The sequence below is a fragment of the Clostridium sp. 2218st1_F5_2218SCRN_220325 genome, assembly GCF_039062665.1.
Lineage (GTDB): Bacteria > Bacillota > Clostridia > Peptostreptococcales > Peptostreptococcaceae > Intestinibacter.
This window is the reverse complement of the sequence record NZ_JBCLNH010000013.1, coordinates 12,366-25,799: the sequence shown is the minus strand read 5'-3', so window position 1 is coordinate 25,799 and position 13,434 is coordinate 12,366. Positions and strand designations below refer to the sequence as shown.

Annotated in this window: 12 protein-coding genes; 1 reads left to right on the top strand and 11 read right to left on the bottom strand. The window is 28.3% G+C overall.

What is annotated here, in order from left to right:
* Nucleotides 1-96: 96 nt before the first annotated feature.
* The 4 genes from topA to ABCM86_RS08815 are packed head-to-tail and all read right to left on the bottom strand — an operon-like array spanning nucleotide 97 to nucleotide 5,250.
* Nucleotides 97-2,175: a type I DNA topoisomerase gene (gene topA / locus ABCM86_RS08830; RefSeq protein ID WP_195929080.1), complete on the bottom strand. Its 2,079-nt coding sequence runs from the start codon at nucleotides 2,173-2,175 to the stop codon at nucleotides 97-99.
* A gap of 24 nt (nucleotides 2,176-2,199) precedes the next feature.
* On the bottom strand, nucleotides 2,200-3,324 hold the full coding sequence (gene dprA, locus ABCM86_RS08825) for a DNA-processing protein DprA (protein WP_195929078.1): 1,125 nt from the start codon (nucleotides 3,322-3,324) through the stop codon (nucleotides 2,200-2,202).
* A gap of 9 nt (nucleotides 3,325-3,333) precedes the next feature.
* Nucleotides 3,334-4,866 carry a YifB family Mg chelatase-like AAA ATPase gene (locus ABCM86_RS08820; protein WP_295675918.1) on the bottom strand — a complete coding sequence of 511 codons (1,533 nt, stop codon included), beginning with the start codon at nucleotides 4,864-4,866 and terminating at the stop codon, nucleotides 3,334-3,336.
* A 12-nt stretch (nucleotides 4,867-4,878) separates the two neighbouring features.
* Nucleotides 4,879-5,250: a YraN family protein gene (locus tag ABCM86_RS08815; protein WP_195929074.1), complete on the bottom strand. Its 372-nt coding sequence runs from the start codon at nucleotides 5,248-5,250 to the stop codon at nucleotides 4,879-4,881.
* A 133-nt stretch (nucleotides 5,251-5,383) separates the two neighbouring features.
* Here ABCM86_RS08815 and ABCM86_RS08810 point away from each other — a divergent pair, with 133 nt between their 5' ends.
* On the top strand, nucleotides 5,384-6,667 hold the full coding sequence (locus tag ABCM86_RS08810) for a CapA family protein (RefSeq protein ID WP_295734162.1): 1,284 nt from the start codon (nucleotides 5,384-5,386) through the stop codon (nucleotides 6,665-6,667).
* Nucleotides 6,668-6,794: 127 nt separating this feature from the next.
* Here the strand turns inward: ABCM86_RS08810 and ABCM86_RS08805 are convergent, their stop codons facing one another.
* From ABCM86_RS08805 to trmD, 7 genes are all read right to left on the bottom strand, one after another.
* The gene (locus ABCM86_RS08805) at nucleotides 6,795-7,421 is read right to left on the bottom strand and encodes a hypothetical protein (RefSeq protein ID WP_295675913.1); all 627 of its coding nucleotides are present in this window, start codon (nucleotides 7,419-7,421) and stop codon (nucleotides 6,795-6,797) included.
* A 167-nt stretch (nucleotides 7,422-7,588) separates the two neighbouring features.
* Entirely contained in the window at nucleotides 7,589-8,608 is a 1,020-nt protein-coding gene (locus tag ABCM86_RS08800; RefSeq protein WP_195929070.1) for an alpha-hydroxy-acid oxidizing protein, read from the bottom strand.
* Between the two features lie 64 nt (nucleotides 8,609-8,672).
* Nucleotides 8,673-9,440 carry a ribonuclease HII gene (locus ABCM86_RS08795; protein WP_195929068.1) on the bottom strand — a complete coding sequence of 256 codons (768 nt, stop codon included), beginning with the start codon at nucleotides 9,438-9,440 and terminating at the stop codon, nucleotides 8,673-8,675.
* A gap of 163 nt (nucleotides 9,441-9,603) precedes the next feature.
* Nucleotides 9,604-10,905: a branched-chain amino acid transport system II carrier protein gene (gene brnQ, locus ABCM86_RS08790; protein WP_195929066.1), complete on the bottom strand. Its 1,302-nt coding sequence runs from the start codon at nucleotides 10,903-10,905 to the stop codon at nucleotides 9,604-9,606.
* A gap of 304 nt (nucleotides 10,906-11,209) precedes the next feature.
* On the bottom strand, nucleotides 11,210-12,109 hold the full coding sequence (gene ylqF, locus ABCM86_RS08785; RefSeq protein ID WP_195929064.1) for a ribosome biogenesis GTPase YlqF: 900 nt from the start codon (nucleotides 12,107-12,109) through the stop codon (nucleotides 11,210-11,212).
* A 179-nt stretch (nucleotides 12,110-12,288) separates the two neighbouring features.
* On the bottom strand, nucleotides 12,289-12,642 hold the full coding sequence (gene rplS, locus ABCM86_RS08780; RefSeq protein WP_195929062.1) for a 50S ribosomal protein L19: 354 nt from the start codon (nucleotides 12,640-12,642) through the stop codon (nucleotides 12,289-12,291).
* Nucleotides 12,643-12,738: 96 nt separating this feature from the next.
* Nucleotides 12,739-13,434, bottom strand: a complete 696-nt coding sequence (gene trmD, locus ABCM86_RS08775; RefSeq protein ID WP_195929060.1) for a tRNA (guanosine(37)-N1)-methyltransferase TrmD — start codon at nucleotides 13,432-13,434, stop codon at nucleotides 12,739-12,741.

The window sequence follows — 13,434 nt, the reverse complement described above, 5'->3', positions numbered from 1 at the left end:
ATGTAATCTTAACATATTTCTGTAATCAATTCAATAATATAATTAAATATTTCAAATTTTCACTCATTTTAGCAATATGATTGTTTGATAATACCTCTATTCTTCTTTAACAATACGTTCATGTTTACAATCCTTATTTGAACATACTATTTTAGTACCAGATTTAGAGTATTTCTCATACATATAAGATCCACATTCTTCACAAGGTTCTTCTACAGGTTTGTTCCAAGCTACAAAATCACACTCAGGATAGTTTGAACATCCGTAAAATACCTTTTTCTTTTTACTTTTTCTCATTATAATGTCCCCTTCTTTACATTTTGGACATTTAACACCTATTTTATTTACTATAGGTTTTGTATTTTTACATTCAGGATAATTTTTGCAAGCCATAAACTTTCCAAATCTACCGTATTTTATTACCATATTTGAGCCACAAAGTTCACAAATCTCGTCAGTTTCTTCATCCATATTTACTTTTTCTATATTTTCTAAGGCTGTTTTAATCGCTTCTTCTAGTGGTGAATAAAATTCCTCAACTACGTGTTTCCACTCAGCATTGCCTTCTTCAATTTGGTCTAACTGTGATTCCATATCAGCTGTAAAGTCAACTTCCATAAATTTGTGGAAATTCTCATCTAGTATTTTTGTCACTATTATACCTAACTCTGTTGGAAGTAAACTTGTACCTTCCTTTTCAACATATTCTCTATTTAGTATAGTTGTTATTGTAGGTGCATAAGTACTTGGTCTTCCTATTCCAAGCTCCTCTAAAGTTTTTACTAAACTAGCTTCAGTATATCTTGGTGGAGGAGATGTAAAGTGTTGTTGAGGGTCTTGTTTTTGTATTTTTAAACTCTCTCCTTCACTTAAACTTGGAAGTATTTTATCTTCTCTATCTGTAAAATTATAAATTTTCGTATATCCGTCAAATTTAAGTTTAGACCCAGTAGCTTTAAATACTAGATTTTCAATATTACATTCTACATTTAATACATCAAATATAGAATCTTCCATTTGACTTGCAACAAATCTTCTCCAAATTAAATTGTATAATTTATATTGATCTTTGCTTAAAGAATCTTTGATACTATCTGGAGTTCTCTCTACAGAAGTAGGTCTTATAGCCTCATGGGCATCTTGAACTTTCTTTTCTTTTTTGCCTTTACTGTCTTTTGTGTGGTCTTTGTAGTAGTTTTGACCTATTGAATCTACTATATAATCTTTTGCTTTTTCTCTCGCTTCTTCAGATATTCTCTTAGAGTCTGTTCTTATATAAGATATAAGACCTACTGTGCCTTCTCCCTTTATATCTATACCTTCATAAAGTTCTTGGGCAACCATCATAGTCTTTTTAGTCGTAAAGTTTAGTTTATTTGCAGCATCTTGTTGAAGCACACTTGTTGTAAATGGCTTTGGAGCTGATTTTCTACGACTTTTAGATTCTATTTTGCTTACAGTCAATTCTGCGTTGTTTATAATATCTAATATTTTATTTACTTGAGCTTCATTTTCTAAATCTATTTTCTTGCCGTCTTCTCCATAGAATTTTAATGTAAATTCTTCTCCGTCTTTATTTAAGACAACTAATTCTATAGTCCAATATTCTTTAGGTATAAAAGATTTAATTTCTTCTTCTCTTTCACATATTAATTTAGTTGTGACAGATTGAACTCTACCTGCACTTAAACCTTTTCTCACCTTTTGCCATAATATAGGACTTATTTGATATCCTAGTAATCTATCTAAAACCCTTCTCGCTTGTTGTGCATCTACTAAGTTTAAGTCTATATTTCTAGGATTTTTTATTGCATTTTTAATAGCGCCTTTTGTTATTTCATTAAATTCTATCCTACATTTTTCATCTTCATCTATATTTAAAATATAAGATAAGTGCCATGATATAGCTTCCCCTTCTCTATCAGGGTCGGTAGCTAGATAAACTTTTTTAGCTTTTTTAGCTTCCTTTTTTAGCTCTTTAATCACATCACCCTTACCTCTTATATTTATATATTTTGGTTCAAAATTATTTTCTATATCAACACCTAGTTGGCTCTTTGGTAGGTCTCTTACATGTCCTACTGAAGCCTTAACTGTGTAGTGACTTTTTCCCAAAAACTTTTCTATTGTTTTAGCCTTAGCTGGCGATTCGACAATTACTAATGCTTTCGCCATGTTTTTACACCCCCACTTTTTATGTTAAACATTAAATCCATAAGTCTTATTTTCCATTTCAATAATATAGTCATCTATTAATAGTTCATTTATATTTGAGTTTATTGTTTTTATATCAATTCCAGTATAATCACAAATATCATCTATTTTTATATTACCATTTTGTCGTATTGAGTTTAAAATTTCCTGTTTTTCATAATTTAAACTCTTAATATCATATTCTATACTATCTTTGCAATTATTTAAAGTACAAAATTTTTTCATATGGTCATAATATACGCGATGTTGTGTTATATCCTTTAACTCTCTTACTATTAATGCACCTTCAAAAAGTAAATCTAAACAACCTCTACTTTTAGGGTCATCTATTCTTCCAGGTATTACAAATACTTCCCTTCCTTCATTATTTGAGTATCTAGCAGTTGATAAAGCGCCACTCTTTTCAGCAGCTTCTATTATAAAAGTAGCTTCACTTATACCGCTTATAATTCTATTTCTCATAATAAAATTTAATGGAGTTACATCTGTGCCTAAAAAAAACTCTGATATTATTGCTCCACCATTTTCTAAAATCTTATTTGCTGTTTTTAAATTTACGGCAGGCCTTATATTATCAAGAGGACTTCCCAATATCGCAGCTGTTTTTCCATATTTACCTTCCATACATGCAAGATGAGATTCACAGTCTATCCCTATAGCAAGTCCACTTACAACATGCATACCACAATCAGATAATTCTTTTGTAAATTTTCTTACATATTTAAGACCGTATTTAGTCGGAGTCCTAGATCCAATAACTGATATAACGTTTCCCCCTTGTAAAAAAGAAATATCCCCTTTATAAAATAATATAGGCGGTGGCTTAGAAATATGTTTTAATCTCTCTGGATAATCATCATCTTCAATACATATGTAATGTATTTGCTGTTGTTGTAAAACCGCTTTTATTTTTTCTATTCTTTCAGGACTTCTATATTTTACTATATTTCGTGATAATTTTAAATTTATTTTTTTATTTTTCAAAATCTTATCTTTTTCTAAATACATTAAATTTATTAATTTTTCAAATTCATTTTTTAAAGAAATTATGTCTTCTTGGGTAATTCTATATATCGAACTTAAGAATAAATACATTTCCCTCTCTTCCATATTATCACCTCATTTAAAATATTTATAATATCCTTTTCTATATGAAAAAGCTTCTAATATATGATTTTTTTGTATTTCTTCACATACTTCTAAGTCTGCTATTGTTCTAGCAGTTTTAAGTAATTTTGTATAACTCCTATTGCTCAATTTATATTTATTAAATATTTTATTTGCTGTATTTTTACCTTCTTTATTTAACTTGCAGTAGTTGTTAATTTGATATGAGCTTATTTCATCATTGTTTTTTATATTGCTATTTTTAAAACGCTCTATTTGTATATCTTTAGCTTTTTGTACTCTATTTTTTATTGTTTCAGATGTCTCATTTAGATTATTTTCATTAAATTCTCCTATTTCAATTCGATCTACATCTAAAAATATATCAAATCTATCTAATAGTGGTCCTGATATTTTATTTTTATATCTCATTATTTCACTAGCACTACATTTACATTCTGTGTTAGACATAAAATACCCACATGGACAAGGATTCATAGCTGCTACAATCAAGGTATTGCATGGATATTTAATGTGAAACTTTAATCTAGATATACTTATTGTTCCGTCTTCTATCGGTTGCCTTAGCATGTCTAAAGTTTTTCTATTAAATTCAGCTAATTCATCTAAAAACAATACACCCCTATGAGCTAATACTATTTCCCCTGGGGTAGCTTTTGCCCCTCCTCCAAGCAGCGAAATATTTGTTGCACTGTGATGTGGAGCTCTAAATGGTCTTTTATTTATAATTCCTATATCGTTATTTATAAGTCCCGCTATACTGTATATTTTGCTTATTTCCATCATTTCATCTTTATCTAAATCCGGCATTATAGTTCTTATTCTTCTCGCCATCATTGTTTTGCCACACCCTGGTGGTCCCATTAAGATAACATTATGATTTCCCGCTGCTGCAATTTCAAGCCCCCTTTTTACAAAATAATTACCTCTTACATCAGAAAAATCTTCTTCATAGCTTTCATTTTCTGTATCGATATCATAAATTTTTAATATAGAAGTTAAATCAAATTTTTCTCTACTATTTATATATGATATACATTCTTTCAGATTTTTTATTGGTATTATCTCTATACCATCTACATATGAACTTTCTTTTAAATTATCATATGGAATAAATATTCTTTTATATCCATTTTGTTTTGCACTCAAAACTATAGGCAAAATACCTCTGACTTTTTTTAATGTTCCATCTAAAGATAATTCACCTACAAATATTGTCTCGTCAAAATATGATTTTTCTCTTTTTATATAATTTATAAGAAGTCCAATAGATATAGGTAAATCTAATAAAGACCCTTCTTTTTTTATATCTGCTGGTGATAAATTTACCACTATTCTCTTTGTTGGAAATTCAAAGTCGCTATTTATAATTGCTGATTTTACTCGTTCTTTTGCTTCTTTTATTTCAATACTAGCTAAGCCTACTATATTAAAACAAGGCATCCCTCTAGTAATGTCGACTTCTACATTTACAATAAAGCCATCTATTCCAATTAGATTACATGAATTCACTATACTTAACATAACTATCCTTTCTTAAAATGCATTTTCTATATGATTTATTTTTTCTTCAATAAAATAAATCTCAATCACATCAAATCTTATTTCATAGTTTTTTAAATTATTTGTGGAAATATAATATTTTGCAACAGAAGTTATTTTTGATGCCTTTTTATAATCAACTGCTTCACATGCAAGTCCATAATCTTTAGACATTCTAGACTTTACTTCCACAAATATTATTTTGTTTTCTAATTTTGCGATAATATCAATTTCACCAAATTTAGTTCTATAATTGCTACAGATTATAGTCATTCCTAGTGATATTAAATATTTTTTTGCTATATTTTCCCCTATTTTACCTTTTTTAACATTATCTAAATTTTTAATCATTTTATAAATTTCCATATATACCACCCAAAATCTTTTTTGTATTTTAGTCATAAAGGTTACAATATATACACTTTTACAAGTTTTAATTGAAAAATTTTACAAATAATTATACGATAAATATTATAAACATTTCTATTGGAGGGTAAAAATGGGAAGTAACAGAAACAAAAAGAAAAAAAAATCAAAAATTAATCGTAAAAATCTAACAATTGTATTAGCAGCTTTAGTAGTATTTTTAGTTGCTATTGTTGCTGGAGTTAAATCATTTAATAAAGGGGATAATGTTGCTAAAGTAAATAAAACTACTGAATTAACTCAATCACAAAATAATGAAACTTACAGCGCATCTCTAATTGCATGTGGTGATGTAATGGCTCATTCACCTCAACTTGATGCACAATATAATCCGAGCACAAAACAATATTCTTTTGAAAATAATTATAAATACGTAAAAGAATATGTCCAAAAAGCAGATTTAGCAATAGCTAACTTAGAAACTACACTTGCTGGTAATGATGTATATAATTACAGTTCTTATCCAACATTTAATACGCCAGATTCACTTGCAGATGCATTAAAAGATACTGGATTTGACTTATTATCAACTATCAATAATCATAGTTTTGATATGTCTAGCTTAGGTGTTGAACGTACTTTATCTACATTAAAATCAAAAGGATTCGATACTGTAGGTACTCGTCAAAAAACATCAGATGATGATTACATAATAGAAAATGTAAACAATATAAAACTTGGTATTACATCTTATACTTATGGAGAAATTAAAAATGGAACAAAATATTTAAATGGTATAAAAGTTTCTAGTGATAAAACTGATTTAATGAATGTATTTGATACTTCTGATGTAAATAAGGCATTTGATACAATTTATTCTACTGTTAAAAAATATCAAGATGATACAGATATGCAAATAGTTATAATTCACTGGGGAGATGAATATAGCAGAACGCCTAATGATTTTCAAAAGAAATTAGCTCAAAAATTATGTGATGCTGGAGTAGATATTATAATAGGATCTCATCCTCATGTTGTAGAACCTGTAGAGACAATAAAATCAACTGATGGTAAAAATGAAACACTTGTTATTTATTCTCTAGGAAATTATATATCTAACCAAAGAAGAGAATATATAAGCATGTATACAGAAGATGGTCTTATGGTAGATATAAATATCGAAAAACAAGGTAATAATGAAGCTAAAGTTAAAAAAGTTACTTGTATACCAACTTGGGTAAATAAATACGAATCTGGTGGCAAAAGCGTTTATGAAATAATACCTGTTGCCGATAATATATTAGAAAAAACAACATATATAGATCAAAGTTATCTAAAACAATCTTATAAAAATACATCTGAACTTATAAAAACAGATGATAAAATAAGCATTGTAAAGAGTCCATTTGAAAATTAAATAAACTAAATAAAAGCTAGGTAGATTCATATTCTACTTAGCTTTTTTAATTTCTACAAAATTCACTTCACTTATTTATCCACCGACTTTATCTATTGCTTATGATAATAAGTTTTAAATAATAAATTTATTCAAAATAAACAAATCCACCTTCATTTTTAGTAGTTTCAATCCATAAACTTAGATTTATTTTTTTTAATATTCCTTCATCACAAATTGTAATTTCTAATTTATCATCCAAGTCGCAATATAAAACACCTACTACCGTAACCCAATGCCATGCATCTAAGTTTTTTTCTTTGCCATTGTCTAAATTTAAAAATGCGATTGGATGGCCTTTTTCTAATGCTTCATCTAAAAATTTAAATACTTCTTTATTTGAAGGTCTTTCCTCAACTTTTTTCGGTATTTTTAAAAAATTGGATTTTATATTTTTATGTTGTCTCGAGTTTATATATTTTTCAAATCCTTCTAAAAATAATTCAATTGTATTTACTCCTCTTCCAATCTGAGGTGTTATAAACTCCCAAACATCATTCATTAATACTAAAAATTCTGATTTACTATAATGTTGAAATTTGTCTATATTATTTTTTATATCCTCATACATAATAATCGTTGAAGCAGTTGTAGGACCACATCCTGACATTCTTCTCCATTTTGTTTCAAACCACTCTTGATTTCCTCCAAAATAAGTATAATCTTCAATACTATCTTTTATTTTCAAAAGCTCTAAGTCTAATATTCTCTCCATTCTCACCCTTTTCACCCGCTTTTTATAGAATTGCCAAAATATAGATTAATCCCTATATATTATTTATATTATCATATTACTTAAATTGATATTGTTTTATTTTTAATATTATTTAAAAAAGAGGCTAAATAACGCCTCTTTTTACATATATTGATATTTTTTAATTTTTATTTACTAAATATTACTCTTTCATCTATATCAGCTATAGTAGCACATCCAGTAAGTCTCATAGTCGCCTCAAGCTCTGATATTATTTTATTTACATAAATCTCTACACCTTCAGTACCGCCACCAAAAGATGCTGTTACAAATGGTCTACCGATTAATACACCATCTGCTCCTAAAGCTATTAATTTTAATACATCAACACCTGTTCTAACTCCACCGTCAGCAAGTATTATAGTTTTCCCTTTTACAGCTTTTGCTATGGCAGGAAGTACATCAGCTGCTCCTGGAGTACAGTCTAGTACTCTACCACCATGATTAGATACAACTATTGCATCTACACCAGCTTCTGCCGCTAATATAGCTTCATCTACTGTCATAAGTCCTTTTAGTATAAAAGGTAGTTTTGTAGCTTTTTTTAATTCTTTTATTTTATCTAAAGTTTTTGGTTCTACATTTTTACCGTGAAGTGATAAAGTAACTAATCCACATGCATCTACATCTACACCAAGCGCAAATACACCTGCATCTTCTGCTAATTTCATTTTTGAAATTATAGCATCATTTTCCCATGGTTTTATAAATGCTATACCATCTGCATTTTTTTCTTTTAATACTTCTAAATTATCAGTCAAGAAAGTTTCTATTGCAGTATCTCCTACCATTGGATATATTCCAGCTTTTAAACATCCTTCTATTACCCATGATATATATTCTTTTTCAGTATATTTTCCACCCATATTTAAAGTAGTTCCTGATACTGGAGCTGCAAATATAGGAGCTTTCATTTTTTTGCCAAACATTTCTACTGATGTATCTGGATTTTTAACATTGTGTAAAACCCTCATATTTATTTTGACTTTTTCTAGACTTTTTATATTTTCAGTAAATGCTACACCTGTTCCTTTTCCACCCATTCCTGGGACCTCACCTGAACATGCTATACCATTACATACTTTACATACTTTACAACTTCCATTTAAGTTTTCTCTTGCACTCTTTAAGACACTTTTGTAATCCATATTTAATCCTCCCAAATAGTATTTTTAAATTTTTAGTTAATTTATCTTCTAATTCTCATAGTAATTATAACACATTCTTTAAGAAACTCTTTCTATGAATAGGAGTTATACCATATTTTTCAATAGCCTCATAATGCTCTTTTGTTCCATATCCTTTATGATGTTTAAATCCGTATTGTGGATATATTTCATCATATTTATACATAAGTCTATCTCTTGTAACTTTGGCAAGTATACTAGCGCCTGCTATAGATATTGATTTAGAATCCCCTTTTATTATCGGGAATTGTTTTATATCTAAATCAGGTATTGTAACTGCATCTAAAAGTAAATAATCTGGCTTTTTACTTAATGCATTTATCGCTTTATTCATAGCCATATATGTAGCATTTAAGATATTATATTCATCTATTTCATCATTTTCTACAATGCCTATTCCATAATCTAATGCCTGTTCTTTTATTATGTCGAATAATTCATCCCTTTTTGCTTCAGAAAGCTTTTTAGAGTCATTTATGTACGGAATTTTTGTTCCTTTTTCAAATACTACTACACTGGCTACTACTGGTCCTGCTAAAGGCCCTCTTCCAGCTTCATCAACTCCTCCTATATATAAATATCCATTTGCATATCCTTCATTTTCAAATGTATTTATAAACTCAAGTCTCTCTTCTTCTTTTTTTATTTTTTCTAATTTTTTACCTAAGCTCTTAGCTATATTCTGAACTGATTTTCTATCATCTTGATTCAATAATTGTATATATTCTACATATTGATCTTCATTTAAATTATCTACTATCTCTTTTATTTCTTTTACACTTTTATTTTTCATAATACACCTCTTTTTTTATATATTAATATTTTTATAGTTATTATGTAATTTTTAATTAATTATTATTTTATTATACTTAGTATAATACAAAAAATCGCCAAGGAACTCAATATACATTAAATTCCTCGGCGATTTATATAAATAGTTTATATATTTTTATATATTAAACTGCAATTTCTTCTGAATCTTTATCTTGAACTTTTTTAGATGATTTTATAAAGAATCCTATAAGTCCACCTATTATTGCTGGCACTACCCAACAGAAACCTAAGTTTGCAAAAGGTAATAAATTTATAAAGTCAAAGTTCATACCTAAATCATTACCTGCCATAAGTATACCCATTAATAGCGCAACGTAAGTAGCACCTTTAACTACATTATCATTTTTAAAGTATTTATTAAATATAGTTACTACTATTAATACTATTGTTGCTGGATATATTAAACTAAGTATTGGAGCAGATATTTTTATTATAGTTCCAACTCCTAAAGTTGATATTACTAAACTTAATAAGCATACAGTTATTACTATATGTTCATATTTTAATTTATTTTTAGTTAAGCCTGAAAAATACTCTGCTGTAGCAGATGTTAAACCAATAGCTGTAGTTAAACATGCTAGCGTTACTATTAAAGATAAAACTACTTTTCCTGGAGTACCAAGTAAAGCAACTGTTATAGCAACTATTAATGCTGATTGCGATACATCTACTCCATATTGAGTTGATACTGTCGCTCCAAGATAAGTAAGACCTCCGTATACAAGCGCTAGACCTAACGCAGCTATAAATCCTGCTTTTAATAAAATATTAACTCTATCTTTTTCTTTTTTATATCCTTTTTGTACTAAACTTTTTATTAATACAGCCGATAAACATATCGCTCCTAATGCATCTAACGTTTGGTATCCTTGTAATATTCCTTCACTAAATACATTTTCTATGGCAGCATCATTTAAATTTCCTATTGGATTTATTATACCAATTACTATTAAAGCTAATAAGCAAACTAATAATGCTGGTGTTAAATACGAACCAATTATATCTACCACTTTAGATGGCTTTATTGTTAAAGCCAATGTTATAGCAAAGAATATTGTCGAAAATAATACTGCATTGAATCCCGGTATAAGTGGTATTATCCCCATTTCAAAAGTTGTAGCAGCTGTTCTTGGTATTGCAAGAAGTGGCCCTAAGCATATCATTATAGCAGAACCTAAAATTATCGCAAATAATTTACCCGCTCTACCAAATACTCTTCCCGTATCTCCATCAGATTTAGCTGATGCTAATATAGCAAGTAGTGATAAACCTACGTCAGCTAGTATAAACCCTAAAAATCCTATTAAGAATTTATCTCCTGTTATAACCCCTAAGTAAGGCGGGAATATTAAGTTTCCTGCTCCGAAGAACATAGCGAACAGGGCAAAACCAGTTACAATTATGTCTTTATTTTTTGTATTCATAATTATTCCTCCTAATATTGTTGTCTTACTGATTACTCTATTATACATACATTAGCTTTAATAGTCAATATAATTTAAATATATTTAAAATTTAAATTATACAGACAATTCAGAGTAATTTTTATTTTATTTTTATACATCTAAATACATATAATTATCATAATACAGCTTTAAAATATCATAAGAATTACTTTTTTAAAGCATAGTATTATTACTTTTTCTTTTCTATAATATATAAAAAAGCTGGTCTTGAATATTTAAGTTTAAGTATTCAAGACCAGCTTTATATATTTAATCAATTAATTTATGCTTCTTCTATATCTTCAGGCACTTCTAGAGTTATTTGACCTAATTTACCTTCTCTAAACTCATTTAGAACTGTTTTTGCTATTCTTGTATAGTCTAATTCATTTCTTCCTAAGATGAATCCTCTTTTTCTTCCTATCATCTCCATAGTTTCTAGTGGTTCTTCACCTAGAGAATCTAATTTATATCTAGCTTTTAACTTCTCTGGCTCTATCTCAGACATTTTTTCTATGAATTTTAGTCCTAAAGTATCTATATCTAGTATTTCGTCTTTTATAGCTCTTGTAAATGCTAAATTTAAAGCTATTTTTTGATCTTCAAATTTAGGCCATAATATACCTGGTGTATCTAATAACTCTAAGTTTCCTTTAAGTCTAACCCATTGTTTACCTTTTGTTACACCTGGTCTATCTCCTGTTTGAGTACTTTTTCTTCCTGTTAATTTATTTATAAGAGAAGATTTCCCTACATTTGGAACACCAACGATCATAACTCTTATCGCTCTTTCTTTTCTTCCCTTTTCTTTTAATGCATCCATTTTTTCTTTTGTAGCATTTTTACATTCTTCTACAATTTTATTTACTCCGTTACCTTTTAGAGTGTCTACTGGTATAGCTTTTATACCTTTACTTTGATAGTAGCTTATCCATTTATTTAATTTAGCTTTGTCAGATAAATCACTTTTATTTAAAACTACTACTCTAGGTTTATTTTGTGCTAATTTATCTATCTCAGGGTTTTTACTACTAAGTGGTATTCTAGCATCTAAAAGCTCTATAACAACGTCTACAAGCTTTAAGTTATTTTGTACCATTTCTTTAGTTTTTTTCATATGTCCTGGATACCAGTTTATATGTAGATTATCATCTTTTAAATATTCTTCGTAATCTCTTGTCATGTTCTCACTTCCTTTTTATTAGTTATATTTTATAAAACTCTCTTTATTTTAACATTTTTAAAGATGTATATTTTTATTTATATTATCTCTAATAATTTATGTATTTATTAGTTTATTTCTCCATATAAGACAAAAAGGAAAGCTCTTTCGAGATTTCCTTTTATTTTAATAAAGATTTATTATCTTTTAGTTCTAGCTTCTTTAACTTTAGCAGCTTTACCAGTTCTAGTTCTTAAGTAATTGATTTTAGCTCTTCTTACTTTACCTTTTCTAGTAACTTCTATTTTTTCTATTTTTGGTGAATGAACTGGGAATGTTCTTTCTACACCTACGTTGAAAGATATTTTTCTAACAGTGAAAGTTTCTCTGTTTCCTCCACCTTGTCTTTTTATTACAACACCTTCAAATACTTGTACTCTTTCTCTTTTTCCTTCTACTATTCTAACGTGTACTTTTACAGTGTCCCCAGGTCCAAAGTTAGGAACTTCGTTTTTTAATTGTTCTTGTTCTAATGATTTTATTAATTCGTTCATTTTTTTCCTCCTAGTATTCATAGACATTCTTAATTACTGACCAGTGTAACAGAGGAATGCCCGTAGTCTCGACTTTTCATATTATACTATAAAAAATTATTTCTTACAATACTTTTTATATAAATCTTTTCTTCTTTTTTTGGTAATTTCAATAGATTGTTCTTTTCTCCACGCCTCTATTTTTTGATGGTTTCCAGATAATAATACATCTGGTACACTTAGTCCCATAAATTCTCTCGGTCTAGTATAGTGTGGATATTCAAGCAGGTCATTTTCGAATGATTCATCTTCAAATGACTCATTTTGATTTAATACTCCTGGAATAAGCCTAGCTATAGCATCTACAAGTATAAGAGCTGGCAATTCTCCTCCAGTAAGTACATAATCTCCTATTGATATTTCGTCTGTAACTATTAAATCTATTATTCTTTGGTCTATACCTTCATAATGTCCACAAAGCAGTATAATGTCTTCTTCTTTTGAGAATCCTTTTACAATACCTTGTCTCAATGTTTTTCCTTTAGGAGTTAAGTATATAACTCTTGGATTTTCTATATTATGAGTATCTACTATGTGCTTATATGTATCATAAATAGGTTGAGGAGTCATAAGCATACCTGCCCCACCTCCAAAAGGATAATCATCTACTTTTTTATGTTTGTTAGTAGAGAAATCTCTTATATTGTATACAAACACTTCAATAATTCCCTTTTCTATAGCTCTTTTCATTATACTTTCTCCAAAGTATGAATTAAATATCTCTGGAAAAAGTGTCATTATATGAAATCTCAT